Genomic DNA, 25,455 nt, shown 5'->3' with positions numbered 1-25,455 from the left:
TTGATCTACGGGCGACGTCGGAAGGCTGAGTGGAGGGATTGATCCGGGCGTGGGAGCGCAGCGACCGTCTGGCGCAGCCAGACACAGCGGAAGGAGGTGCAGCGAAGCAAACCGTAGCCGCTGCGCCCGGATCAGTCCCGGAGCGAAGGGACCCGAGCCTGCGAGGGCCGAACGCAGGAGCTAGCGTTTTTTGCTTACTTTTTTAGGCGCTTGTAAAAAAGTAAGTCGCCGTCAGGCGAAACCGCCAGCAGCCGCTACCGAAGCAACGGATATTCACCCAAAACCCCAACAGCCTGGTCGGCCCAAAGGCCGCCACGGCCAAAAAAAAAGGGCAACCGAAGTCGCCCCAAAATGCCTTGCGTGCCCATCAATCCAGAAGAACTCACTTGCGCCGCTTATGCGCATCCTTCCAGATAAAAAATCCAAACCCTGCAAAAAACAGCACCATGAGCCCCACCGTGAGAACCCCGGCAAACACCACGTTATCGAAAAACATGACTGACCTCCCGGCCCTGCTTTGCTTTGCTTTGCTGCGATGGATTCAAATTAACAAACACACAGGCGCACATATTGACCAGGATCAATATCCGCAACGAAGGGAAATAAAGGAGGGGAAATAACTGATCTGCATCAACCAATGCAGCGGGAGATCAACGCTTTTTAGGCTTGTTCTTCGACTTTTTCTTGGCTTTTCCCAACGGCATCGCCTGTTCGAAAGCCTGGCGCACTTCGTTCAGGCGCTTCTCGTTGAGGTCATGCACTCGCTTGGCGCGTTCAGTGCTGAGGTCGATCAGTTTGTCGTCTTGGCTCATGGCGTCCGGCACATCGCAGAAGAGATCACAGCTGCCGTCACCGACAGGATTGCGCCAATCATGCCGCTTGGCGCAGGCGCTGACCAGTCACCGCTCAAATCTCGATATCGACCCACAAGCCCTGACGCGGCTGATCGTCTATCAGCGGCACCACCGGCACGGTGTTATCGGCATTCAACTCGGTACCCGGCACGGCCAGATGCTCTTCGGGATCTTCATCGGCCTCGCGGCGTCGGCGGTCACGTTCCTGTTGGCGGCGCTGTTCTTCGCGCGCCAGCAGACGATCCTCTTCCGGATCACGCTTCTGCAGATCGATCGTGCTTTCGTTGGAGCTTTCCTGCACCGGCACCACCGGCGGGATGTCCGGCCGCTGGCGGATCGGATCCTGCTGGGAAGTGATCGGCACGGCGCTCAAGGGGAGCATCGGTGGCAACATATAAAGGTCTCCTGTCTGCAGGCTATCGGCTGGGGTGCAGGCGCCTTGAGCCGCCTGTCGCAAACTTGTGACCCGGTAGACACTGACAGGTGCCCTGCCGCTTGAAAAAAGCGACACATGACGCCTCGGCTTCAGCTTGCAGCTCGAAGCTAAAAGCTTGCCGCTGCTCCTATTCCTTTGGCCCTGAAGCCCTCATTCCGTTAAGATAGCCCGCTTTTTCAAGGTGGGAGTCAGGCAGCATGGCGCAGCAGTATCAACCGGGGCAACGCTGGATCAGTGACAGCGAAGCAGAGCTTGGTTTAGGCACCGTTCTGGCACAGGACGGCCGCTTGCTGACCGTGCTTTACCCGGCCACTGGCGAAACCCGCCAGTACGCGCTACGGAATGCGCCCCTGACCCGCGTGCGGTTCTCGCCGGGCGACTCCATCACCCATTTCGAAGGCTGGAAGATGACCGTGCAGCAGGTCGACGATGTCGACGGGCTGATGGTCTATCACGGCCTCAACGGGCAGAACGAAGTCGTCACGCTGCCGGAAACCCAGCTGTCGAACTTCATTCAGTTCCGCCTCGCCAGCGACCGCCTGTTCGCCGGACAGATCGACCCGCTGCCGTGGTTCTCCCTGCGCTACAACACTCTTGAACACACCAGCCGCCAGTTGCAGTCCTCGCTGTGGGGTCTGGGTGGCGTGCGTGCGCAACCGATCGCGCACCAGTTGCACATCGCCCGCGAAGTCGCCGACCGTATCGCCCCGCGCGTATTGCTGGCGGACGAAGTGGGTCTGGGTAAAACCATCGAAGCCGGTCTGGTCATCCATCGCCAACTGCTTTCGGGCCGCGCCAACCGCGTGCTGATCCTTGTCCCGGAAAACCTCCAGCATCAGTGGCTGGTGGAGATGCGCCGCCGCTTCAATCTGCAGGTCGCGCTGTTCGACGAAGAACGCTTTATCGAAAGCGATGCCACCAACCCGTTCGAAGACACGCAACTGGCGCTGGTCGCGCTGGAGTGGCTGGTCGACGACGAGAAGGCGCAGGACGCCTTGTTCGCTGCCGGTTGGGACCTGATGGTGGTCGACGAAGCGCACCACCTGGTCTGGCATGAAGACAAGGCCAGCGCGGAATATTCGCTGGTCGAGCAACTGGCCGAAGTGATTCCCGGCGTGCTGCTGCTCACCGCCACCCCGGAACAACTCGGTCAGGACAGCCACTTCGCCCGTCTGCGCCTGCTCGACCCGAATCGTTTCCACGACCTGGCCGCGTTCCGCGCCGAGAGCGACAACTATCGCCCGGTCGCCGAAGCGGTGCAGGAACTGCTCGACAAGGGCCGTCTCTCCGCCGAAGCGCACAAGACCATTCACGGCTTCCTCGGCAACGAAGGTGAAGCCCTGCTCACCGCCGTCAACGATGGCGATACTGAAGCCAGCGCCCGCCTCGTCCGTGAGCTGCTTGATCGCCACGGCACCGGTCGCGTGCTGTTCCGTAATACCCGCGCGGCTGTGCAGGGTTTCCCGGAGCGCAAACTGCACCCGTACCCGTTGCCGTGCCCGGACGAATACCTCGAACTGCCGCTGGGCGAACACGCCGAGCTGTACCCGGAAGTCAGCTTCCAGGCCCAGCCGGAAGCCAGTGAAGAAGAGCGCTGGTGGAAATTCGATCCGCGCGTCGAGTGGCTGATCGATCAGCTGAAAATGCTCAAGCGCACCAAGGTGCTGGTGATCTGCGCCCACGCCGAAACCGCGATGGACCTGGAAGACGCGTTGCGCGTGCGCTCCGGCATCCCGGCCACGGTGTTCCACGAAGGCATGAACATCCTTGAGCGTGACCGCGCCGCCGCCTACTTCGCTGATGAAGAGTTCGGCGCGCAAGTGCTGATCTGCTCGGAAATCGGCAGTGAGGGTCGCAACTTCCAGTTCGCTCATCATCTGGTGCTGTTCGATCTGCCATCGCACCCGGACCTGCTCGAGCAGCGCATCGGCCGTCTCGACCGGATCGGCCAGAAGCACATCATCGAACTGCACGTGCCGTACCTGGAAACCAGCCCGCAAGAGCGCCTGTTCCAGTGGTACCACGAAGCGCTCAACGCCTTCCTCAACACCTGCCCGACCGGCAACGCGTTGCAGCATCAGTTCGGCCCACGCCTGCTGCCGCTGCTCGAAGAAGCCGATGACGGCGAGTGGCAAGCGCTGATCGACGAAGCACGCGCCGAGCGTGAGCGTCTCGAAGCCGAGCTGCACACCGGTCGCGACCGTCTGCTGGAATTGAATTCCGGCGGCGCTGGCGAAGGTGAAGCGCTGGTCGAGGCGATTCTCGAGCAGGACGATCAGTTCGCCCTGCCGATCTACATGGAAACCCTGTTCGACGCGTTCGGCATCGACAGCGAAGACCATTCGGAAAACGCCCTGATCCTCAAGCCGAGCGAGAAGATGCTCGACGCCAGTTTCCCGCTGGGCGACGACGAAGGCGTGACCATCACCTACGACCGCAACCAGGCGCTGTCGCGCGAAGACATGCAGTTCATCACGTGGGAACACCCGATGGTGCAGGGCGGCATGGATCTGGTGCTGTCCGGTTCGATGGGCAACACCGCCGTCGCGCTGATCAAGAACAAGGCGTTGAAGCCGGGCACTGTGTTGCTGGAATTGCTCTACGTCAGCGAAGTGGTCGCACCGCGCTCGCTGCAACTGGGTCGCTACCTGCCACCGGCGGCGCTGCGTTGCCTGCTCGATGCCAATGGCAACGACTTGTCGCCACGGGTGTCGTTCGAAACCCTCAACGATCAGCTGGAAAGCGTGCCCCGCGCCAGCGCCAACAAGTTCATCCAGGCTCAGCGCGATCAGTTGACGCCACGGATCAACGCCGGCGAAGAAAAGATCGCCCCACGTCACGCCGAGCGTGTGGCCGAAGCGCGCCGCCGCCTGGCCGCCGACACCGACGAAGAACTGGCGCGCCTGACCGCGTTGCAAGCGGTCAACCCGACCGTGCGCGACAGCGAACTGGAGGCGTTGCGCACTCAGCGTGAGCAAGGTCTGGCGATGCTCGACAAAGCGGCGCTGCGCCTGGAAGCGATTCGGGTGCTGGTGGCGGGTTAACCGCCCCGCTCCACCGCTGAAAACCAAGAGGCCCGCAGTGATGCGGGCCGATCGTTCCCACGCTCTGCGTGGGAATGCAGCCCGGGACGCTCCGCGTCCCTACCGAGGCTGGAACGCAGAGCGTCCCTTGAGGCATTCCCACGCAGAGCGTGGGAACGATCATGTGGGAGCGAGCCTGCTCGCGAAAACGGTCAGGCAGTCGCCGCAGAAATTTCAGGCTCAACCACCGCCACCAACCCCTCCTTCATCCGCTGTGCATCGCGAACAAAACACCGCGATGCCAAAAACAGAAAGACCATGGTCAGGAACAGCGCTACCGGGATCAGGTACATCGCGTCGTGCAGGCCGACAGCCTTGAACGCTTCGGTCATCTGCTCAGCCCCTGCGGCCAGCATCGCCGTGTGCGCGAAGTGATCCGACAGACCACCCACGACCACCGGCCCCAACCCGCCGCCGAGCAGATACAGACCGGCGAAGAACAACGCCATCGCCGTCGCCCGCAGGCGCGGTTCGACGACGTCCTGAATCGCCGTGTACACGCAGGTATAGAAGTTGTAAGCGAACAGCCAGCCGACGCTGAACACCGCGACGAACACGCCGATCTCAATGCGCCCGGCATGCAGCGCCCAGGCTGTGCACAACGTTGAAATGATCAGGCTGAACGCGGCAAACAGCAGCCGCCCACTGGCGAAGCGCTGGTGGATCTTGTCGGCGATCCAGCCGCCAAGGGTCAGCCCGACCAGTCCGGTGACGCCGACGATCACGCCCGTGGCCACCGCTGCCTCCTGCAACGGCATGAGGAAATAGCGTTGCAGCATCGGCACCAGAAACGAGTTGCAGGCATAGGTCGCGAAGTTGAAGCACAGCCCGGCCATCACCAGCCACAGGAAGGTCGGCACAGCGAGAACGCGGCGGATAGGCCTGTCGACTTTCTCTTGCGAGACCTGCACGGTTTCAGCCGCGCCGCGTTTCGGCTCTTTGATGAAGAACATGAACACCGCGAGGATCAGCCCCGGCACAGCAGCGATGAAGAACGGCGCGCGCCAGCTGTCGAAGGCCTTGACCATCGCGCCGATGGTGAAGAACGCCAGCAGCAGCCCCAGCGGCAGGCCAAGCATGAAAATACCCATCGCCCGCGCCCGACGGTGCGCCGGAAACAGATCGCCGATCAGCGAGTTGGCCGCTGGTGCATAACTGGCTTCGCCGATGCCGATGCCCATGCGCACGATCAAAAAGCTCCAGAAACTGCCGACCATACCGTTGACCGCAGTCAGCGCACTCCAGGTGGCCAGGCCCCAGCCCATCAGTTTGCTGCGTGAACCGGTGTCGGCCATGCGCCCGAGTGGCAGGCCGGCAATGGCGTAAACGATGGTGAACGCAGTGCCGATGATGCCCAGCTGAAAGTCGCTGAGGTGCCACTCCATGCGGATCGGTTCGATGATGATCGCCGGGATGGTGCGGTCGAAGAAATTGAACAGGTTGGCGAGGAACAGCAGGAACAGAATGCGCCAGGCATTCGCCGCTTGGGTCGAGTTCTGCATGGGTCCGTCTCTTTATTGTTATGAGGGCTTCACTGCCAGCGCGTCGAGCCCGGAACCTGCAATCTAGTCAGCCGCGCGGGGGCTGTCTGTCATCATTCGTCAGCCTGATATCGACCCATCGCACTGTAACGAAACGTAAGCCCTTGATAACTCTGGAATCCCCCGCCATACGGGGCTTTCGCGGCAAAATCCGGCGACAAAAAAATAGTTTCGCGCCCCCCTTCCCAACGCCATGGCAAAGCCTAGAATGGCCACCGGATCCGTCCGGATCTTCCGATCAATCCCTTTGATACCCCCGCCCATGTCCGAAGCCAGTCCGTGTCTGAATTGCGGTGCCTGCTGTTCCCATTTTCGCGTGTCTTTTTTCTGGGGTGAGTGCTCATCCTCTGGCGGGACGGTGCCCGATGAACTTGTCGCGCAGATCACCCCGAGCCGGGTGGCAATGATCGGCACCGATCGCAAACCGGCGCGTTGCATGTCCCTGGCGGGTGAGGTCGGCAGTGCCGTGGCCTGCACGATCTATGAGAAGCGCTCGAGTACGTGTCGTGAGTTCGAGGCGTCGTGGGAGAACGGCGAACACAATCCGGACTGCGACAAGGCCCGCGCTGCCCACGGCCTGCCGCCCTTGCCGCCACACTGGAATGATCTGCCGCTGGAGCGCATTGCCTGAGCCTTAGCGCAAATCGCTATGAGGCTAATGGCAAAATCATTACCACCAATGTGCCACTACGCCTTGCAGCGTGAAAACCGCCTCTATACTCCATCCATTCGCCTGCGTTGATTGACGCACGGGCCAGATGAATCCGAGACGGGGCATGCTATGGAGTGGCTTGGTTTGCAGTTTGTTGCCGAGCTGCCGGCGAGCGGGCAGATTCTCCTCGATTGCAGCCACAACCCTTTGTTGGTGATGGTGGCCTACCTGGTCGCCTGCGCGGCGAGTTTCGCCACCCTGGACATGGCAGAGCGCCTGGTGCATGCCGAAGATCCGGGGTCGCGGCGAATCTGGCGCTGGATCGGCGCGACCTGCCTGGCCGGCGGCATCTGGGCCATGCACTTCATCGGCATGCTGGCCTTCCAGACCCCCATCGATATTCAGTACGACCTCGGCATCACCCTCTTGTCGTTACTGATCGCTCTGCTCGCCTCGTGGCTGGCCATGCATACCCTCAGTGAGGTGCAGCCGAGCGCATTGCATTGCCTGAAGACCGCGTGTGTCATCGGCTTGGGCATCGCTGGCATGCATTACGTCGGCATGGCCGCGATGAAGTCGAGCGCCACCGCCTACTATCAGCCAGGGCTGTTCGCGCTGTCGGTGCTGATTGCCATCGGCGCCAGCTTCACCGCGCTCTGGGTGGCGCGCTATCTCAGCGAAGGCAGCGGCGTCGCGCATCAATTGCTCAAGTACAGCGCGGCGCTGATTCTCGGCGCCGGCATCATCAGCATGCACTTCACCGGCATGGCTGCGCTGGATCTGGTGCTTCCCGAAGGTGCCCTGGCAGCGAGCGGCAGTGAAACCGGGCATTTGCAACTTGGCCTGACCGTGGCGCTGATCATCCTGTTGATTCTCGGCAGTGCGATCAGCGCTGCCCTCGCCGACAAAAAGCTGCAGAACAAGGAAAACGACCTGCGCCGGGTCAACGCCCTGCTCAGCCAACTCGATCAGGCGCGCATGTCTTTGCAGCAAGCGGCCAATTACGACGCGCTGACCAACCTGATCAACCGCCGTGGTTTCAACCAGATGTTTGCCGAAAAACTCAACCAGAAAGCCAGCGAGGGCGGCATGCTCGCGGTGATGTTTCTCGACATCGACCACTTCAAGCGCATCAACGATAGCCTCGGCCATGATGCCGGTGACGCGCTGCTCAAAGTCATCGCCCAGCACATCAAAAGCTCGGTGCGCAGCCACGAAGACGTGGTCGCGCGGTTCGGCGGCGACGAGTTTTGCATCCTTATCAGCCTGCGCGACCGCGAAGAGGCGCGCGGTATGGCGCAGCGCATCATGCACAAGATGAAAGAGCCGATCGAACTGGCCGGCCGGCGCATGGTGATGACCACCAGCATCGGCATCAGCCTGTTTCCCGAAGACGGCACTACCTGCGAAGAGCTGCTCAAACACGCCGACCTGGCCCTGTACCAATCCAAAGGCGCCGGGCGCAACGGTCTGCACTTCTTCAATTCCAGCCTGAAGACCCGCGCCAGTTTCGAGCTGCAACTGGAAGAGGAACTGCGCAGTGCGCTACGGCAAGACAACGCGCTGATGCTCTACTACCAGCCGATCTTCGAGGTGAAAACCGGACGCGTGACCAAGCTCGAGGCGCTGATTCGCTGGCAACATCCGGTTCACGGCTTGCTTACACCGGATCGCTTCATAGGTATCGCCGAGAACAACGGTTTGATCGCCGAACTGGACAATTGGGTGCTGCGCCGCGCCTGCAAGGATCTTGGCGAGCTGTCGCGGCATGGTTGTGCCGAATTGAAAATCGCCTGGAACTGCTCGCCGCTGAATCTGGCGCGCGAAGAGCTGGCCGAGGAGATCGAGCACGCCTTGCACACGGCGGGCGTTGCCCCGGAACGCCTGGAACTGGAGGTCACCGAAAACGCCTTGATGGGCAATATCGCCGACACTCTGGTGCTGCTGCGGCAGATCCGCGCCCTCGGTGTGTCGCTGTCGATCGATGATTTCGGCACCGGCTATTCGTCGCTGGCCTACCTCAAGCGCCTGCCGCTGAACACCCTGAAAATCGACCGCTCGTTCATCCTCGACATTCCCACCGCTACGGCGGACATGGAGATCGTCCAGGCGATCATCGTCATGGCCCACACCCTGCATCTGCAGGTGGTCACCGAGGGCGTCGAGAGCCTGGAGCAATATGAGTTTCTCGAGCGTTCGGGCTGCGACTTCATTCAGGGTTATCTGCTCAGCCGCCCGGTGCCGCTGGACGAATTACGCGCGGTGCTCGATGAAATCAACCAGCGCAAACCCGTGCTCGGGGTCAATCCGTTGAGTCTGGCGCGCGATACATTTGCACCAGCGTCGCTGGATCCTTCGCTAAAAAGCCTTGCGCCCCATGCAGGCGCATCAATTGTGCGGCCAATCCGCTGATTGGCGTCGCCGAACCCTGCTCGCGGGAAAATTTCACTGCTGTGTCGAGATCCTTGAGCAGCGTGCGCACGTGCCACTTGATCGGTTCGAAACGGCTCTCGGCCATTTGCGGAGCAAGGATCTGCAAGGGCTTGGAATCGGCAAACCCACCGGCCAGCGCCTCGGCGATCAGACTGGCATCGACCCCGGCCTGCTCGGCCAACGCCACCACTTCGGCAATCACCAGCGCATTGCACGCGACGATCATCTGGTTGCAGGCCTTGGTCACCTGGCCGGCACCGATGCCGCCCATGTGCGTGACGCGCTGACCGAGGTTGAGCAGCACCGGGCGCACGCGCTCAAGATCTGCCGCTGCACCACCGACCATGATTGCCAGACTGCCGGCCTCGGCGCCGACCACGCCGCCGGACACTGGTGAATCGAGCCAGCCCATGGCGGTTTTCTCGGCCAGCGCTGCGGCCATCTCGCGAGTCGCGGTCGGTTCAAGACTGGAGAAATCCACCAATAGCTGGCCGTTTTTCGCACCCTCGGCAACACCGCCAGTGCCAAACACCACTTCACGCACCACGGCGGTATCGGCCAGACACAGCATGACGATGTCGGCGTGCGCGCACAGTTCGGCGGGGCTCGATACCTGGCGGGCGCCGGCCGCAACCAGCGGTGCGCACTTGTCCGGGTTGCGGTTCCACACCGTCAACGGGTAACCCGCCGCCAGCAGACGCCGGCACATGGGCAGGCCCATCAGGCCGATTCCGGCAAACCCCAACGAAGGTAGCGTTGACATCATTTCGCCTCTTTTCGATTAAAGATCACCGAATCATGGCCGATTCATCAACGATCAGGAAAGGATTCCGCCCGGCGATCAGACCAGCCAGCACTACGACGCCCGGGCCGTATTCGCGCACACAAGACGCGAGATCTTATTCCGTGAGGTTCGCCGGCACTGTTCGGCGGGCCAACCCAGTCCAGGTAAATGGCGCACCATGACCTCTAAAAACAACCCCGCCAGTGCAACAGCCGATCTGACCCTGAGCCCCGCCGCGAACAGCGCGTCATTATCCAGACCGACGCCGCCTTCGCGTCCGCTGTCGACCCAGCAATACCTGTACTTCACCGAAACCAACACTGATCGCATCCTCGATAACCTCGACGGCCTGCGCGATTCGGTGTTCCCGCGCCCGGCGCATCAGGAAGGCGACAACGAGCAGCACAACGACCAGGAATTTCCCTCGGTGTGCCTGATCGGCCTCGGTCGCTGCGGCTCCAACATCGCCCTCGACGTGGCGGAGCTGGTGTACAACGCGCGCAAGTTCTACCTCAACGAATTCAACAACGAAGACCGCCCGAGCGACCGACGCCTGGCCGACAAGGGCTACAGCCCGGCGCAGTGGATCAAGAACAATCTGCGCATCGGCACCAGCAAATCGACCAAACCGGTGTTTCTGGTCGAACCGCTGGTGATGCTTGGCGACCTCGACAAGGACATCGCCGGGCGCATCCGTTTCTCGCGCAAGGGCGAGAAAAGCGGCTTCCTGCGCGACTACAGCAAAATGAAGATCATGGACTTGTCCGAAGTCCACGCCGGTGGCGCCGGTAACGCGCCGATCCTCGGCCAGTACCTGGCGAAGATCATCCTCAACAAGGACACCCAGCGCTTCTCCAGCCCCGACTGGAAAATGATCCACTCGTACCTGATCGACAGCTGCGGGATCAAGGCCAACCAGTCGCGCCTGTATTTCTCGATCTTCAGTGCCGGCGGCGGTACCGGTTCCGGCATGGCTTCTGAGTTCGGTCTGGCCCAACAGCACTCGTACATGAACAAGACCTTCGACACCAAGCCGATGGACGAGCATGACGGCAAGAGCGGCCATTCGTTTGTCTTTGAGCCGATCTTTACCAGCGGCATCTGCGTGCTGCCGAACATTTCCGACCACCGCAGCGAAATGTCCGAGGCGCTGCATATCAACGCCGGGCGCCTGCTCTGCAAGTACCTGTCGGAGGAATGGGATTTCTCCTACAACTTCGCCAACGAAGACAGCAGCGAAGCCAGCGTGATGGGGCGTATCCGCCCGTGGAACGCGATGATGCTGATCTCCAACGACATCATGCGTTACGCCGAAGAAAGCGATGACGGCAACATCCAGAACATTGATGTCAATGCCATGGAGAAACACGCCAACCAGTACATCTCGCAGCAGATCTTCAACATTCTGACGGCGCAGGCAGTCACCACTGACTACGACCAGAACTACTTCCGCCGCGCCGGCATCGACATCGGCGAAACCATCCGCCTGGATGCCAACGACCTGTTCATGAGTCTGGCCGGCCCGGTGGCGATTGCCTACGCCGAATCGGTGGTACCGGAAACCCCGCCGCCGAGCAGCGACAAATTCAAGGTCTTCGATAAAGAGCCGCAGCGCCTGAACATCGACGACCTGTTCTTCCGTTCGATCGACCTGCCGCACTTCAACAAGGTCACTCAGGCCATCGAAGGCATCAGCCTGCTGCCGATCGAATCCAAGCGTTATCGCGCTTCGCTTGAGCAGTACAAGAATTCCGGCTACGACGCCGCCGCGTTGCACGATTTGCACTTCTTCAAGAATTGCTCGTCGGTGGTCTCGATCGTCTCGCTGCCGAAAGACTACAAACTGTCGTACATGGATCTGAACCGGTTGAAGACCCATCTCAACAGCCTGTTCCCCAACACCACGCTCAAGCGCTACGCGCTGGTGATCGGCGCTTCGGCCAACCTGTCGCTGACCACCCTGATCGCCAAGAGCCCGTGCCTGTCGGACGACTTCCTCACGCTGATCGTGGCGTTCATCAAGCGCTGCTTCGCGAAGAATCCGTACCGTTTCGACGAGACGCTGGATAACTCGATTCTCGACTTCATCATTCAGGAAGACTTCGACGAGGAGCGGATCGACGACCTGCTCAACGAATTCGAAAACCCGGCGAAGATCCTCGATACCAACTGGTACGCGATCAAACCGATGTACGAAAAGAAATACCGCGAGTTGATCAACGACAAGGACAAGTTCGTCTCGATCAATGACATTCGCCTGTCACGCGATTGCGTGAAGAAGTCGATCAAGTACCTGCGCGAGATCTACCGCCACCGGATTGGCAAGACCAAGGTGATTTCGCTGAATAACCATACTGGGAAGACGTTCTCGGTCTGATCCAGCACCGAGTTGCCCCATTCGCGAGCAGGCTCGCTCCCACAGGGAAATGCATTCCAGTGTGGGAGCGAGCCTGCTCGCGAAGGCGCCCTCGACTTCACCGACAAATTCCCGCTTTGCGAACCTCCAGAAACAATTAAGCGACCCTCAGGCCGCTCCATAAACTGTTCCCGTTACGTTTACGTCACCGTGAGGCGTGGCATTTCTCCACGGCAAGGTGCCATCACGCTACTCCGCTACACACTTGCGGCGCGGCAATCGAGGCACCAAAAGGATGCAGGCAATTAAACGGCCGCCCTTTCCTGGATCAGAATCCACGGCGAAACCACCACGGCCCACAGCTGCGGATCACGTTCGAAAATATCCAGCGCCCGCGTTTCAGACAGCTTGGCGACCTTGTCGTCGGCCAGCCAGGCCGCGACTTTCTCGCCCTCATCCGAGGCCACGGCCTCAGCGGCGGCGATCAAATCCAGGTCAGGGTCGACCCACAATAGGGCACCCTTGGCGAAGAACGGCTCCAGCTCTTTCCAGGTAATAGATGCCGTTTCACCAAGCAGCTTGGCATAGAGGGTGCTAGGTTCTTGATTCATGGGAGCTGTCCGGAAAAGAAATCGACGCGAATGATAACGTCGGTGGTCCGTCAGAAAAACCCGGTTGCAAATCGCTGCACCGAACGAAAAGAGCAGGAACGCCAGGGAATGCTGCCTTTTGGGATATATGCCCCCGATTGCCCCGCCGCAATTCTGTCTCTTTCATTCAAAAATGCGACACCCCCAAGTTTTGCCCCGTGGCGCCCGCTTCCCAGTTGATCAAGCGGCGCTCTACACTGTACCGGTACAGTTGCCGGGGCATTTTCCGGAGGGTATCGCAAAGATATCTGACCCGGTTCTGCTGCTACGGCGCCAGAACTCTAAAAAATACAACAGTAAGAGTGGAGCACTATGACTAAGGCTACTAAGCAGATTTCCAAACTGTTTGCCGCTATGGTTCTGGCCGGGGTTGCCAGCCATTCGTTCGCAGCTGACACCATCAAAATCGGTATCGCCGGTCCTAAAACCGGTCCAGTAGCCCAGTACGGCGACATGCAGTTCAGTGGCGCGAAGATGGCCATCGAGCAGATCAACGCCAAGGGCGGCGTCGACGGCAAGAAACTCGAAGCCGTTGAATACGACGATGCCTGCGATCCGAAACAAGCGGTAGCGGTAGCGAACAAGGTCGTCAACGACGGCGTCAAGTTCGTGGTCGGTCACCTGTGCTCCAGCTCCACTCAGCCCGCTTCGGACATCTACGAAGACGAAGGCGTGATCATGATCACCCCGGCTGCCACCAGCCCGGACATCACCGCCCGTGGCTACAAAATGATCTTCCGTACCATCGGTCTCGACAGCGCCCAAGGCCCTGCCGCCGGCAACTACATCGCCGATCACGTGAAACCGAAAGTCGTTGGCGTATTGCACGACAAACAGCAGTACGGTGAAGGCATTGCCACCGCCGTCAAATCGACCCTCGAGAAGAAAGGCACCAAGGTTGCCGTCTTCGAAGGCGTCAACGCTGGCGACAAGGACTTCTCCGCCATCATCGCCAAGCTCAAGCAAGCCGGCGTCGACTTCGTCTACTACGGCGGCTACCACCCGGAGCTGGGTCTGATTCTGCGTCAGGCTCAGGAAAAAGGCCTGAAAGCCCGCTTCATGGGTCCGGAAGGCGTGGGTAACGACTCGATCACCCAGATCGCCAAGGACGCGTCCGAAGGCCTGCTGGTGACCCTGCCGAAATCCTTCGACCAGGATCCGGCCAACGTTGCCCTGGCTGACGCGTTCAAGGCCAAGAAGGAAGATCCGAGCGGTCCGTTCGTGTTCCCGTCCTACTCGGCAGTGACCGTGATTGCCGAAGGCATCAAGGCGGCCAAGTCCGAAGACGCGACCAAAGTGGCTGAAGCCATCCACGCCGGTTCGTTCAAGACCCCGACCGGCGACCTGAGCTTCGACGACAAAGGCGACCTGAAGGACTTCAAATTTGTCGTGTACGAGTGGCACAACGGCAAACCTAAAACCGAAGTTTCGCCTCAGTAAGGCCTTGCCCGACTGACTGCCAATAAAGCCCACGGCGTGCCGTGGGCTTTGTTTTGCGAATGTATGGGCCGCGCTGGCGTGATCCGCCAGTCGACCCACCTGAAAATCTCAAAACCGTCATCAGCGGTTCGCTGGCAAAACCCGGATTCGAAGTGGATAGAGATCCACGGGGCCGGGCGGGAAAATGACTCCACCAGTGAAATGCGTACAGGTTTTTAGGAGCGCTGTAATGCCTGACCTCTATCACTTCTTCCAACAGCTGGTTAACGGCCTCAACGTTGGCAGCATGTATGCCCTGATCGCCATCGGCTACACGATGGTCTACGGCATCATTGGAATGATCAACTTCGCCCACGGCGAGGTGTACATGATCGGTTCCTACGTGGCCTTCATCGCCATCGCCGGGCTGACCATGATGGGACTCGACAGTGTCCCGCTGTTGATGACCGCGGCGTTCATCGCCAGCATCGTCGTCACCAGTTCCTACGGTTACAGCATCGAACGGATCGCCTACCGCCCCCTGCGCGGCAGCAACCGTCTGATCCCGCTGATTTCTGCCATCGGTATGTCGATCTTCCTGCAGAACACCGTTCTGCTGGCGCAAGACTCCAAGGACAAAGCTATCCCCAACCTGATCCCGGGCAACTTCGCCTTCGGTCCGGGTGGCGCACAAGAAGTGCTGATTTCCTACATGCAGATCGTGGTGTTCGTGGTGACCCTGATCGCCATGCTCGGCCTGACCCTGTTCATCTCCCGTTCCCGCTTGGGCCGCGCCTGCCGCGCCTGTGCCGAGGACATCAAGATGGCCAACCTGCTCGGCATCAACACCAACAACATCATCGCCCTGACCTTCGTCATCGGTGCTGCGCTGGCGGCGGTCGCTGCGGTGCTGCTGAGCATGCAATACGGCGTGATCAACCCCAACGCCGGTTTCCTCGTCGGCCTCAAGGCCTTCACCGCTGCGGTACTGGGCGGCATCGGCAGCATCCCCGGGGCAATGCTCGGCGGCTTGGTGCTCGGTGTAGCGGAAGCGTTCGGTGCCGATATCTTCGGCGACCAGTACAAGGACGTCGTTGCGTTCGGCCTGCTGGTTCTGGTGCTGTTGTTCCGTCCGACCGGCATTCTGGGCCGTCCGGAGGTTGAGAAAGTATGACTAGGAATCTTAAACAGGCACTGTTCAGTGCCTTGCTGGTGTGGGCGGTGGCCTACCCGGTACTGGGTCTGAAACTGACCATCGTCGGCATCAATCTGGAAGTGCACAACACCAGCCCTGCGGTACTCGCGACCATCGCGATCTGCTCGGTGCTGATGTTCCTGCGCGTGCTGTTCAACCAGCAGATCAGCAAGGCCTGGCGCTCCTCGCCGGGCATGCCGTTGATCCCGGCCAAGGCCAGCAACTTCCTGACCCTGCCAACCACCCAGCGCTATTTCATCATTGCGCTGATTCTGATCGCCCTGGTCTGGCCGTTCTTCGGCTCCCGTGGCGCGGTGGATATCGCAACGCTGATCCTGATCTACGTGATGCTCGGCCTGGGCCTGAACATCGTCGTCGGTCTGGCCGGTCTGCTTGACCTGGGCTACGTCGGTTTCTACGCCGTCGGCGCCTACAGCTACGCGCTGCTGTCGCATTACTACGGCTTGAGCTTCTGGATCTGCCTGCCGATTGCCGGCCTGATGGCGGCGACGTTCGGCTTCCTGCTGGGCTTCCCGGTGTTGCGTCTGCGTGGCGACTATCTGGCGATCGTGACCTTGGGTTTCGGCGAAATCATCCGTCTGTTCCTGCGTAACCTGACCGACATCACCGGTGGCCCGAACGGCATCAGCAACATCGAAAAACCGACGTTCTTCGGCCTGACCTTCGAGCGCAAAGCCGCCGAAGGCCTGCAGACGTTCCACGAGTATTTCGGCCTGCAATACAACTCGATCAACAAGGTGATCTTCCTTTACCTGGTTGCGCTGTTGCTCGCACTGGCCGCGCTGTTCGTGATCAACCGTCTGCTGCGCATGCCGATCGGCCGTGCGTGGGAAGCGCTGCGTGAAGACGAAATCGCCTGCCGCGCGCTGGGCCTGAACCCGACCGTGATCAAGCTCTCCGCCTTCACCCTGGGCGCTGCGTTCGCCGGTTTCGCCGGCAGTTTCTTCGCCGCGCGTCAGGGTCTGGTGACGCCCGAGTCGTTCACCTTCATCGAGTCGGCGATCATCCTCGCCATCGTCGTGTTGGGTGGCATGGGCTCGCAACTGGGCGTGATTCTGGCGGCGATCGTGATGATCCTGTTGCCGGAAATGATGCGTGAGTTCAGCGAGTACCGCATGTTGATGTTCGGTGCGCTGATGGTGCTGATGATGATCTGGCGTCCACAAGGTCTGCTGCCGATGCAACGCCCACACATGGAGTTGCGCAAATGAGCCGCGAGATCCTTAAAGTCGAAAATCTGAGCATGCGCTTCGGCGGCTTGCTGGCGGTCAACGGCGTGGCGCTGACCGTCAAGGAAAAACAGGTGGTTGCCCTGATCGGCCCGAACGGCGCCGGCAAGACCACCGTGTTCAACTGCCTGACCGGTTTCTATCAGCCTACCGGCGGCAGCATCCTGCTCGACGGCGAGCCGATCCAGGGCCTGCCGGGCCACAAGATCGCGCTCAAAGGCGTGGTGCGGACCTTCCAGAACGTGCGTTTGTTCAAGGACATGACTGCGGTCGAAAACCTGTTGATCGCCCAGCACCGTCATCTGAACACCAACTTCCTGGCCGGCCTGTTCAAGACCCCGGCGTTCCGCAAAAGCGAGCGCGAGGCGATGGAGTTTGCCGAGTACTGGCTGGAAAAGGTCAACCTCAAAGAGTTCGCCAACCGCACCGCCGGCACCCTCGCCTACGGCCAGCAACGGCGTCTGGAAATCGCCCGCTGCATGATGACCCGCCCGCGGATCCTCATGCTCGACGAACCGGCCGCCGGCCTGAACCCGAAGGAAACCGAAGACCTCAAGGCGCTGATCGGTGTGTTGCGCGAAGAGCACAACGTCACCGTGCTGCTGATCGAACACGACATGAAACTGGTCATGAGCATTTCCGACCACATCGTCGTGATCAACCAGGGCACACCGCTGGCCGACGGCACGCCGGAACAGATCCGCGACAATCCTGAAGTGATCAAAGCCTACCTGGGGGAAGCGTAAATGCTGCAGTTCGAAAACGTTTCCACCTTCTACGGCAAGATCCAGGCCCTGCACAGCGTCAACGTCGAAGTCCGTCAGGGCGAGATCGTGACGCTGATCGGCGCCAACGGTGCCGGCAAATCCACGCTGCTGATGACGCTGTGCGGTTCGCCGCAGGCGCACAGCGGCAGCATCCGCTACATGGGTGAGGAACTGGTCGGCCAGGACTCGTCGCAGATCATGCGCAAGAGCATCGCCGTGGTCCCGGAAGGTCGTCGGGTGTTTGCCCGTCTGACCGTGGAAGAAAACCTGTCGATGGGCGGATTTTTCACCGACAAGGGCGACTATCAGGAACAGATGGACAAGGTCCTCGGACTTTTCCCACGCCTGAAAGAGCGTTTCAACCAGCGCGGCGGCACCATGTCCGGCGGCGAACAGCAGATGCTCGCCATCGGCCGTGCACTGATGAGCAAGCCCAAGCTGCTGCTGCTCGACGAGCCGTCGCTGGGTCTGGCGCCGATCATCATCCAGCAGATCTTCGACATCATCGAACAGCTGCGCAAGGACGGTGTGACGGTGTTCCTGGTCGAGCAGAACGCCAACCAGGCGCTGAAAATCGCCGACCGCGCCTACGTGCTGGAGAACGGCCGCGTGGTCATGCAAGGCACCGGTGAAGCGCTGCTGACCGACCCGAAAGTACGCGAGGCGTACCTCGGCGGTTGAGTGTTATCGCTGCACAAAAAAACGGCCTTCGGGCCGTTTTTTGTTTCCTGAGCACCACCAAGGTAACCCTGTGGGAGCGAGCCTGCTCGCGAAAGCGCTCTGTCATTCAACATTATGGGTGCCTGACACACCGCCTTCGCGAGCAGGCTCGCTCCCACAGGGATACTGCTGAATCCGAAATTTTTTATAAATTTCTCGCCCCACCTGTAACGCATCCCGCCACCCGTTCTCTAGAGGGACAAGCAAGCGCAACAGCACTTGCAGAAACCCTGATAAACCTGGAGAAACATCATGACTGCGACTACCCGTACCCTGTCCGCAACCGCTCTGGTTCTGGCTCTCGGTTCCGCTCTGAGCATCGCCACTGTCTCCACCGCTCAGGCCGCTGATGCCAACATGGAAAAATGCTTCGGCGTAGCCCTGAAAGGCAAGAACGATTGCGCCGCAGGTGCCGGCACCACCTGCGCCGGCACGGCGAAAATGGACTATCAGGCCAACGCCTGGAAGCTCGTTCCGAAGGGCACCTGCGCCACCACCGAGAGCAAAACCTCGCCGACCGGTTTCGGTCAGCTCGAAGCCTTCAAAGCCAAGTCCTGATCCACGGCCTGCCTGAGTGACGCCCATGTTCAGTCATCACGAACCGTCCCTGCCGCGCACTCAGGCAGCTCGCACCGAGCTCCCTGCCCGCGCCGGGCTGGGGCTCAAGACCGGGCACTTCCTTGATGTGCTCGGCTCCGTACCGGACCTCGGTTTCTTCGAGGTCCACGCCGAAAACTACATGGTGGCCGGCGGCCCGTTTCATCATTTTCTCGGTCTGATTCGCGAACAGTACCCGCTGTCACTGCATGGCGTGGGACTGTCGATCGGTGGCGAAGGCCCGCTGGACAGCCAGCACCTCAAACGCCTCGCCGAGCTGATCGAGCGCTATCAACCGCAAGCCTTTTCCGAACATCTGGCATGGTCGAGCCACGGCCCGGTGTTCCTCAATGACCTGCTGCCACTGGCTTACGACACGCCGACGCTGAACCGCGTCTGTGCGCACATCGACCAGGTGCAGAACACTCTGAAGCGACCGATGCTGCTGGAGAACCCGGCGACGTATCTGGCGTTTGAGCATTCGACAATCGACGAGGCCGAGTTCATCGCCGAAGTAATCCGCCGCAGCGGCTGCGGCTTGTTGCTTGACGTCAACAATGTCTACGTGTCGTGCATCAATCATCTGCGCGATCCTTTGGCCTACCTTGATGCGTTACCGCTGCACGCAGTCGGCGAGATTCATCTGGCCGGCTTCGCTGAAGATTGCGACAACCTCGGCGACCGCTTGCTGATCGACGATCACGGCGCGCCGATTGATCCGGCCGTCTGGGATCTGTACCGGCAAGTGCTGCAACGTATCGGCCCGGTGGCGACACTCATCGAACGCGATAATCACGTCCCGACTTTCAACGCATTGCTCGCCGAAGCGCAGCAAGCCGAGACGCTGTTGCGCCGCGCGGAGCGTGCGGCATGAGCACGCAAGCGGACTTCGCCGCCGCCCTGCTCAATGCGCAACTGCCGCATCCCAAGGGCCTGTGCAGCCGCAATGGCGCTGATCCGTCGCGGCGTTTCGCGGTCTATCGCAACAACGTGCAAAGCTCGCTGATCAATGCCCTGGCCGACAGTTATCCGGTGGTGCTGCAATTGGTCGGCGAGGAATTCTTCCGCGCCATGGCGGCGATTTTCGTACGCAGTCAGCCGCCAAAAAGTCCGTTGATGAGCCGCTATGGCGAGGACTTCGCCGACTTCATCGCAGAGTTTGAACCCATCGCCGGCGTGCCTTATGTCGCTGATGTCGCGCGACTCGAGCATTTGCGCACTGTTGCCTACCACGCCGCCGATGCGCAGCCGATCCGGCCTGAACAAGTCAGTGCCGCGCTGGCCGATCCGCAGTCGCTGAGTGAACTGTGTTTCGAACTGCATCCCTCGCTGCACCTGCTCGACTCTGCTTTTGCGGTCGTGGCGATCTGGGCCGCGCATCAGCAGGAGCCAAGTCTGGCGGGCATTGGCCTCCATCAAGGCGAGCATGCCCTGGTGCTGCGCAACGGTCTCGACGTTGAGGTGTTTGCACTTGAGGCGGGTGCGAGCGTGTTCATTGGTCATCTGCTCCAGGGCTCGCCACTGCTCGCGGCGGCAGAAAACAGCCCGCCGTTCGATCTCGCGCAAACCCTCGCCTTACTGATTGCGCATAACGCGATCACCCAGCTGAATTACAAGGAGTTGCCATGAACGCCTTTATCCTGCGCGTCATCGCGCTGTTGGAAAAAATCCCGCACAGCCTGATTGCCCTCATCGCGCGTTTTTCCATCGCTGCGGTGTTCTGGAAATCCGGGCAAACCAAGGTCGAAGGACTGGCCGTCGATTTTATTGACGGCACTTTTGAACTGGGCTGGCCACGTTTGGCCGATTCGACGATTCCGCTGTTTCAGAGCGAGTACAACCTGCCGCTGCTGTCGCCGGAAATTGCCGCGCATCTGGCGGCGTTTGTCGAGCATGTGTTTCCGCTACTGATCCTGCTCGGCTTCGCCACACGGTTTTCGGCGCTGGCATTGCTCGGTATGACCCTGACCATTCAACTGTTTGTCTACCCGGATGCCTACCCGACCCACGGCACCTGGGCGGCGGTGTTGCTGTACCTGATGGCGACCGGGCCGGGCAAATTGTCGATCGATCACCTGATTGCCCGCCGATGCCAAGGCTGACTTGAAACAGTAGGAGCTGCCGAAGGCTGCGATCTTTTGATCTTGCTTCTAAAAATCCAAAGATCGCAGCCTTCGGCAGCTCCTACACAGGTTCGGTGTCAGCGCTGGAGTCGATCCAGCGCCTCGCCACTGCGCTTGAACCAGCCCATCAAATAATCCGCCAACACCTGCGTGCGCTTGGGCAATCCACCCTGATACGGGTGCACCAGATACATCGGCATCCGTCGGGTCTGGTAATCGCGCAGCAACCAGCGCAAGCGGCCGTCAGCCAGTTCCGCTTGCAGTAGATACGACGGCAAACGGGCGATGCCGGCGCCGGACAGCGCTGCTTTCTTCAACAGGCTGTAGTGATTGCTGGCAAACGGACCCGAAACCCGCACCCGCAACAACTCGTGCTGCTGGTGATACAGCCATTCTTCGCGACCGCTGTAATGGCTGTTGAGCAGACAACGATGCTCGGCCAAGGCATGGGGCGTCGCCGGCTCGCCGAAGCGCTCGAGGTAGGCCGGGCTGGCGCAGGTCATTTCGTGCCACGCCAACAGCGGCTTGGCCACCAGCCGATCGTCATTGGCCACTTCGGCGCGAATCGCCAGATCAAAGCCATCGCGCGACAGATCGCGATAACTGTTGTTCAGCTCCAGCTCGATTTGCACCTCCGGGTATTGCCCGGAAAACTCTAGCAGCAAGCCATCGAAGAAGGTCTCGCCGAGCGACACCGGAACCGTCATGCGCACGGGGCCGGCCATGTCGTCCTTCAACCGTGCCAAAGCCTGCCGTGCGCGTTCGACCTGGATCACCAGCGCCTGGGCCTGCGGCAGCAGCGCCGCCCCCGCCGCCGTCAGACTCAAGCGCCGGGTGGTGCGTTGCAGCAATACCACACTGAACTGCGCTTCGAGCTGGCTGATGCGCTTGGACAACTGGCCTTTGCTGCAGCCCAACTGCTGCGCCGCAAGGGTGAAACTGCCGGCCTCGATCAGCACAGCGAACGCGGCGAGATCATCCATTTCGCTCATGGATTGTTTCCAATTGAAAACCAAAGGTTGCCTATTAGTGCGCTTATCCGCTGAAAAAACCACCCTAGACTGAAACCTCATTCACACACATGGGGTACAGCACGATGAAAATTCTGTTGATAGGCGCAGGCGGCACCATCGGTTCCGCGGTGGACAAAGAGTTGTCGCAACGCCACGAGGTCATTCGTATCGGTCGTAACAGCGGTGACTTGCAAGTGGATATCAGCGACAGCGCCTCGATCCGCAAGCTGTTCGAACAGACCGGCAAGTTCGATGCGCTGATCTGCGCGGCGGGCAACGTGACGTTCGCAGCGCTGGACGACATGACCGAAGACAGCTTCGCCCTCGGCCTGAAAGACAAACTGATGGGTCAGGTCAATCTGCTGCTGATCGGCCGCGAGTACGCCAACGATGGCGCTTCGTTCACGTTTACCACCGGCGTGCTCAGCCACGACCCGATTCGCAGCGGTGCCTCGGCAGCGCTGGTCAACGGCGCCATCGACAGCTTCGTCCGCGCCGCCGCCATCGAACTGCCGCGTGGCCTGCGGGTGAACTCGGTAAGCCCGACCGTACTCACCGAAGCCCTCGGCAAATACGCGCCCTACTTCCGTGGCTTCAAGCCGGTTCCTGCAGCGGAAGTGGCATTGGCCTACGCGAAAAATGTCGAAGGATTGCAAACAGGGCAGACGTTTCACGTGGCCTGAATGATTAATCGATCAAGGTAGGTAAAAGCCGTTTGGCGACAGACCGCGACATAGAGATCCTGAACTCCCCGCCCAGCTCGGATCGCACTGTCGCCGTGGAAATGTGCTGGCCGTTGATCGAAAGACTCAATGGCTGGCCCATCGCCTCATGACTGATTGCCTTAGCCCTCGCAGTGGCTACGGGTGTCAACACCAGGGATAGTTCGACAAGATCCGGATTAGGCCCGTGATCATCCTTGAGCAGCATTACCATCTTTGTGAAATCAACCCCTGAAGAGAAAGCCAGATCGGCTGCCTGGACGCTGACAGCGCTTGCAGATGCCAACAGCAACAGCGCAATTTTCCATCTCATTCAACACTCCCTGATCTATCAAAAAACGTGCAAGAGACTATGCGATGCTCCCACGCCCGACTCAATAGTGGCAGACCAGACCTTGTGATAGGCACTCAGCCTCAGTAACGTGGCAGCACTTGTCTGGAGAGCCAAAGATGCGTGTTGCCCGTTCGTTCGTCCTCGTTGCCCTGCTGCCGATGTTTGCCGCCTGCCAGTTGTTCGACGGCCAGCGTGAAAGTGTGTCCCATGCCGGGCAAACGCGAATGCAGGGGCAACTGACCGCCGCCGACGGCAAACTGGTGTTCCAGCCGTGCCAGGATCAGCGGCAACTGGTGGTCAACGACATCGGCGGCACCAGCGTCCTGCAAGAGGCCGCCACCCTTGCCGACGAGCAGGGCAAGCTGTTTGCCGATGTGCGCGGCAAGGTCTCCGGCGACCGTCTCGACCTCGGCCAGTTGTATCGCGTCGAGCGCTCGGGCACGGCCTGCGACGATCCGAATTTCAAACTGCTGATCCTGCGCGCCGCCGGCCATGGCCCGGAATGGAACGTCAAGGTCAGCGGCAAAGGCATGGTCATCGAGCGCGCCGGCCAGCCCCCGCTGGCCGTGCCGTATGTGGAAGAGCAGCTGGGCGACGGCCGCTTCAATCTCAGCAGCGAAGCCAACAACCAGCGCATCGAATTGTGGGTTGCGCCACAGCGCTGCGTCGACAGCAGCACCGGCAGCGTGCAGCACATGAGCGCCGAGCTGCGTATCGACGGTCAGGTCCAGCGCGGCTGCGGCTATTTCGGCGGCGCACGCAACGACTGATCGTTTTTCCCCCACGGATCCGCTCGCGGCGGCTTATAATCGCCGCCTTCAAACGCCCTGGCGCAGTTGTGCGCCCCGCGAATCCGGATCCCCGCCATGTTACGAATCACTGAACTCAAGCTGCCAATCGACCATCCCGAAGAAGACCTGCGCGCCGCCATCGTGCAGCGTCTGGGCATCGCCAGCGATGATCTGCTCGATTTCACCTTGTTCAAGCGCAGCTATGACGCGCGCAAAAAGTCCTCCGAACTGTGCTTCATCTACACCATCGACCTCAACGTACGCGACGAGGCCAGAGTGTTGGGCAAGTTCGCCGACGACCGTAACGTCAACGTGGCGCCGGATGTCAGCTACAAATTCGTCGGCCAGGCACCGAGCGATCTCGGCCAGCGGCCGATCGTCGTCGGTTTCGGCCCGTGCGGCATCTTCGCCGGTCTGCTGCTGGCACAAATGGGCTTCAAACCAATCATTCTCGAACGCGGCACCGAAGTCCGTCAGCGCACCAAGGACACTTGGGGACTGTGGCGCAAAAGCGTGCTCAATCCCGAGTCCAACGTGCAGTTCGGCGAAGGCGGCGCGGGCACGTTCTCCGACGGCAAGCTGTATAGCCAGATCAAGGACCCGAAATTCCTCGGCCGCAAAGTCCTGCACGAGTTCGTCAAGGCCGGCGCGCCGGAAGAAATCCTCTACGTCAGCAAGCCGCACATCGGTACGTTCCGCCTGACCGGTATGGTCGAAAACATGCGCGAGCAGATCCGCGAACTGGGCGGTGAAGTGCGCTTCCAGGAGCGCGTCAGCGACGTGCTGATCGAAGACGGCCAACTGGTCGGCGTGCAACTGGCCAGCGGCGAAACCCTGCATTCGAAGCATGTGGTTCTGGCCCTCGGCCACAGCGCCCGCGACACCTTCCGCATGCTCCATAGCCGTGGCGTGTTCATGGAAGCCAAGCCGTTCTCGGTGGGTTTCCGCATCGAGCACCCGCAGTCACTGATCGACCGCGCGCGCCTGGGCAAGTACGCCGGCCACCCGAAACTTGGCGCGGCCGATTACAAGCTGGTGCACCACGCCAAGAACGGGCGTTCGGTCTACAGCTTCTGCATGTGCCCGGGCGGCACCGTGGTCGCTGCGACGTCTGAGCCCAATCGCGTGGTCACCAATGGCATGAGCCAGTACTCGCGTAACGAGCGCAATGCCAACTCCGGCATCGTCGTCGGCATTACTCCGGAAGTCGATTATCCGGGCGGCCCGCTCGCCGGTATCGAGTTGCAGGAGCGCCTGGAATCCCACGCGTTCATCCTTGGCGGCAGCGACTACAAGGCTCCGGCGCAACTGGTTGGCGACTTCATCAACGACATTCCATCGACCGAACTGGGCGAAGTCGAGCCGTCGTACAAACCGGGCGTGGCCTTGGGCGATCTGGCCTTGGCGCTGCCGGACTTTGCCATTGAGGCGATCCGTGAAGCCTTGCCGGCGTTCGAGAAGCAGATTCGCGGTTATTCCCTGCATGACGCCGTGTTGACCGGAATCGAGACCCGCACTTCATCGCCGCTGCGCATCACCCGCAACGAGTCGCTGCAGAGCATGAACGTCAAGGGCCTGTTCCCGGCCGGTGAAGGCGCGGGCTATGCCGGCGGGATTCTCTCGGCGGGTGTTGACGGGATTCGCATTGCCGAGGCAGTGGCTCGCGATATCCTCGGACTGGAAGCCTGATCAGCATCAGCTGACCCAACACAAAACCCTGTGGGAGCGAGCCTGC

Annotated in this window: 24 protein-coding genes; 16 read left to right on the top strand and 8 right to left on the bottom strand. The window is 60.5% G+C overall.

Features of this window, described 5'->3' with window-relative positions:
• Positions 1–382: 382 nt before the first annotated feature.
• The 3 genes from ccoM to FEE99_RS10850 all read right to left on the bottom strand — a co-directional run bounded on the left by ccoM (position 383) and on the right by FEE99_RS10850 (position 1,248).
• Positions 383–496, bottom strand: coding sequence for a cytochrome c oxidase subunit CcoM (gene ccoM, locus FEE99_RS10860; RefSeq protein ID WP_016771346.1), 114 nt, complete (start codon positions 494–496; stop codon positions 383–385).
• A 154-nt stretch (positions 497–650) separates the two neighbouring features.
• Positions 651–812 carry a hypothetical protein gene (locus FEE99_RS10855; protein WP_016771347.1) on the bottom strand — a complete coding sequence of 54 codons (162 nt, stop codon included), beginning with the start codon at positions 810–812 and terminating at the stop codon, positions 651–653.
• A 94-nt stretch (positions 813–906) separates the two neighbouring features.
• Positions 907–1,248 (bottom strand): hypothetical protein, encoded by a 342-nt coding sequence (locus tag FEE99_RS10850; RefSeq protein ID WP_024011931.1) that lies wholly within the window; start codon positions 1,246–1,248, stop codon positions 907–909.
• A gap of 239 nt (positions 1,249–1,487) precedes the next feature.
• Here FEE99_RS10850 and rapA point away from each other — a divergent pair, with 239 nt between their 5' ends.
• Positions 1,488–4,334, top strand: a complete 2,847-nt coding sequence (gene rapA / locus FEE99_RS10845; RefSeq protein WP_041478023.1) for an RNA polymerase-associated protein RapA — start codon at positions 1,488–1,490, stop codon at positions 4,332–4,334.
• Positions 4,335–4,525: 191 nt separating this feature from the next.
• Here rapA and FEE99_RS10840 read toward each other — a convergent pair whose 3' ends face one another.
• Positions 4,526–5,875: a spinster family MFS transporter gene (locus FEE99_RS10840; protein ID WP_041478024.1), complete on the bottom strand. Its 1,350-nt coding sequence runs from the start codon at positions 5,873–5,875 to the stop codon at positions 4,526–4,528.
• Positions 5,876–6,176: 301 nt separating this feature from the next.
• On the opposite strand from FEE99_RS10840, the gene FEE99_RS10835 reads away from it, so the two are divergent.
• Both FEE99_RS10835 and FEE99_RS10830 read left to right on the top strand, forming a co-directional pair.
• Positions 6,177–6,545 carry a YkgJ family cysteine cluster protein gene (locus FEE99_RS10835; RefSeq protein WP_041478025.1) on the top strand — a complete coding sequence of 123 codons (369 nt, stop codon included), beginning with the start codon at positions 6,177–6,179 and terminating at the stop codon, positions 6,543–6,545.
• A 150-nt stretch (positions 6,546–6,695) separates the two neighbouring features.
• On the top strand, positions 6,696–8,978 hold the full coding sequence (locus FEE99_RS10830) for a putative bifunctional diguanylate cyclase/phosphodiesterase (protein ID WP_041478026.1): 2,283 nt from the start codon (positions 6,696–6,698) through the stop codon (positions 8,976–8,978).
• Here FEE99_RS10830 and FEE99_RS10825 read toward each other — a convergent pair.
• Positions 8,869–9,765 (bottom strand): NAD(P)-dependent oxidoreductase, encoded by an 897-nt coding sequence (locus tag FEE99_RS10825; RefSeq protein WP_167351298.1) that lies wholly within the window; start codon positions 9,763–9,765, stop codon positions 8,869–8,871. The two genes, FEE99_RS10830 and FEE99_RS10825, sit on opposite strands and share 110 nt — an antisense overlap.
• A 196-nt stretch (positions 9,766–9,961) precedes the next feature.
• Here FEE99_RS10825 and FEE99_RS10820 point away from each other — a divergent pair, with 196 nt between their 5' ends.
• Positions 9,962–12,160 (top strand): hypothetical protein, encoded by a 2,199-nt coding sequence (locus FEE99_RS10820; RefSeq protein ID WP_041478027.1) that lies wholly within the window; start codon positions 9,962–9,964, stop codon positions 12,158–12,160.
• A 284-nt stretch (positions 12,161–12,444) separates the two neighbouring features.
• Here the strand turns inward: FEE99_RS10820 and FEE99_RS10815 are convergent, their stop codons facing one another.
• Entirely contained in the window at positions 12,445–12,750 is a 306-nt protein-coding gene (locus FEE99_RS10815) for a DUF2288 domain-containing protein (RefSeq protein WP_016771353.1), read from the bottom strand.
• A 351-nt stretch (positions 12,751–13,101) separates the two neighbouring features.
• Here FEE99_RS10815 and FEE99_RS10810 point away from each other — a divergent pair, with 351 nt between their 5' ends.
• The 9 genes from FEE99_RS10810 to FEE99_RS10770 all read left to right on the top strand — a co-directional run bounded on the left by FEE99_RS10810 (position 13,102) and on the right by FEE99_RS10770 (position 20,839).
• Positions 13,102–14,229 carry a branched-chain amino acid ABC transporter substrate-binding protein gene (locus FEE99_RS10810; protein WP_016771354.1) on the top strand — a complete coding sequence of 376 codons (1,128 nt, stop codon included), beginning with the start codon at positions 13,102–13,104 and terminating at the stop codon, positions 14,227–14,229.
• A gap of 229 nt (positions 14,230–14,458) precedes the next feature.
• A complete protein-coding gene (livH, locus tag FEE99_RS10805) occupies positions 14,459–15,382 on the top strand; it encodes a high-affinity branched-chain amino acid ABC transporter permease LivH (RefSeq protein WP_016771355.1) in 924 nt (307 codons plus the stop codon).
• Complete coding sequence (locus tag FEE99_RS10800) at positions 15,379–16,635, top strand: high-affinity branched-chain amino acid ABC transporter permease LivM (RefSeq protein ID WP_016771356.1); 1,257 nt, start codon at positions 15,379–15,381, stop codon at positions 16,633–16,635. The genes livH and FEE99_RS10800 overlap by 4 nt, the downstream gene beginning before the upstream one ends.
• Positions 16,632–17,399 (top strand): high-affinity branched-chain amino acid ABC transporter ATP-binding protein LivG, encoded by a 768-nt coding sequence (livG, locus tag FEE99_RS10795; RefSeq protein WP_041478028.1) that lies wholly within the window; start codon positions 16,632–16,634, stop codon positions 17,397–17,399. Before FEE99_RS10800 ends, livG begins: the two co-directional genes overlap by 4 nt.
• A complete protein-coding gene (locus FEE99_RS10790) occupies positions 17,400–18,101 on the top strand; it encodes an ABC transporter ATP-binding protein (RefSeq protein ID WP_003222380.1) in 702 nt (233 codons plus the stop codon).
• A gap of 291 nt (positions 18,102–18,392) precedes the next feature.
• Entirely contained in the window at positions 18,393–18,698 is a 306-nt protein-coding gene (locus FEE99_RS10785) for a BufA1 family periplasmic bufferin-type metallophore (RefSeq protein WP_041478029.1), read from the top strand.
• A gap of 25 nt (positions 18,699–18,723) precedes the next feature.
• On the top strand, positions 18,724–19,611 hold the full coding sequence (gene bufB / locus FEE99_RS10780; RefSeq protein ID WP_041478030.1) for an MNIO family bufferin maturase: 888 nt from the start codon (positions 18,724–18,726) through the stop codon (positions 19,609–19,611).
• Complete coding sequence (locus tag FEE99_RS10775; protein ID WP_041478031.1) at positions 19,608–20,366, top strand: HvfC/BufC N-terminal domain-containing protein; 759 nt, start codon at positions 19,608–19,610, stop codon at positions 20,364–20,366. The genes bufB and FEE99_RS10775 overlap by 4 nt, the downstream gene beginning before the upstream one ends.
• Complete coding sequence (locus FEE99_RS10770; RefSeq protein WP_143978896.1) at positions 20,363–20,839, top strand: DoxX family protein; 477 nt, start codon at positions 20,363–20,365, stop codon at positions 20,837–20,839. The genes FEE99_RS10775 and FEE99_RS10770 overlap by 4 nt, the downstream gene beginning before the upstream one ends.
• Positions 20,840–20,937: 98 nt before the next feature.
• On the opposite strand, the gene FEE99_RS10765 is transcribed toward FEE99_RS10770, so the two are convergent.
• The gene (locus FEE99_RS10765) at positions 20,938–21,852 is read right to left on the bottom strand and encodes a LysR family transcriptional regulator (RefSeq protein ID WP_041478033.1); all 915 of its coding nucleotides are present in this window, start codon (positions 21,850–21,852) and stop codon (positions 20,938–20,940) included.
• 104 nt (positions 21,853–21,956) lie between these two features.
• Between FEE99_RS10765 and FEE99_RS10760 the strand changes: the two genes are divergently transcribed.
• A complete protein-coding gene (locus tag FEE99_RS10760; RefSeq protein ID WP_041478213.1) occupies positions 21,957–22,556 on the top strand; it encodes a short chain dehydrogenase in 600 nt (199 codons plus the stop codon).
• Positions 22,557–22,560: 4 nt separating this feature from the next.
• On the opposite strand, the gene FEE99_RS10755 is transcribed toward FEE99_RS10760, so the two are convergent.
• Positions 22,561–22,908, bottom strand: a complete 348-nt coding sequence (locus FEE99_RS10755; RefSeq protein ID WP_041478034.1) for a hypothetical protein — start codon at positions 22,906–22,908, stop codon at positions 22,561–22,563.
• 137 nt (positions 22,909–23,045) lie between these two features.
• On the opposite strand from FEE99_RS10755, the gene FEE99_RS10750 reads away from it, so the two are divergent.
• Together FEE99_RS10750 and FEE99_RS10745 are read left to right on the top strand one after the other, a co-directional pair.
• Entirely contained in the window at positions 23,046–23,699 is a 654-nt protein-coding gene (locus tag FEE99_RS10750) for a COG3650 family protein (RefSeq protein WP_041478035.1), read from the top strand.
• 96 nt (positions 23,700–23,795) lie between these two features.
• Entirely contained in the window at positions 23,796–25,409 is a 1,614-nt protein-coding gene (locus FEE99_RS10745; protein WP_041478036.1) for an NAD(P)/FAD-dependent oxidoreductase, read from the top strand.
• Positions 25,410–25,455: the final 46 nt, after the last annotated feature.

Source organism: Pseudomonas sp. ef1, from assembly GCF_007293365.2.
GTDB lineage: Bacteria > Pseudomonadota > Gammaproteobacteria > Pseudomonadales > Pseudomonadaceae > Aquipseudomonas > Aquipseudomonas siliginis.
The sequence above is the reverse complement of the archived record's forward strand: the minus strand, read 5'-3'. Positions and strand labels throughout refer to the sequence as shown.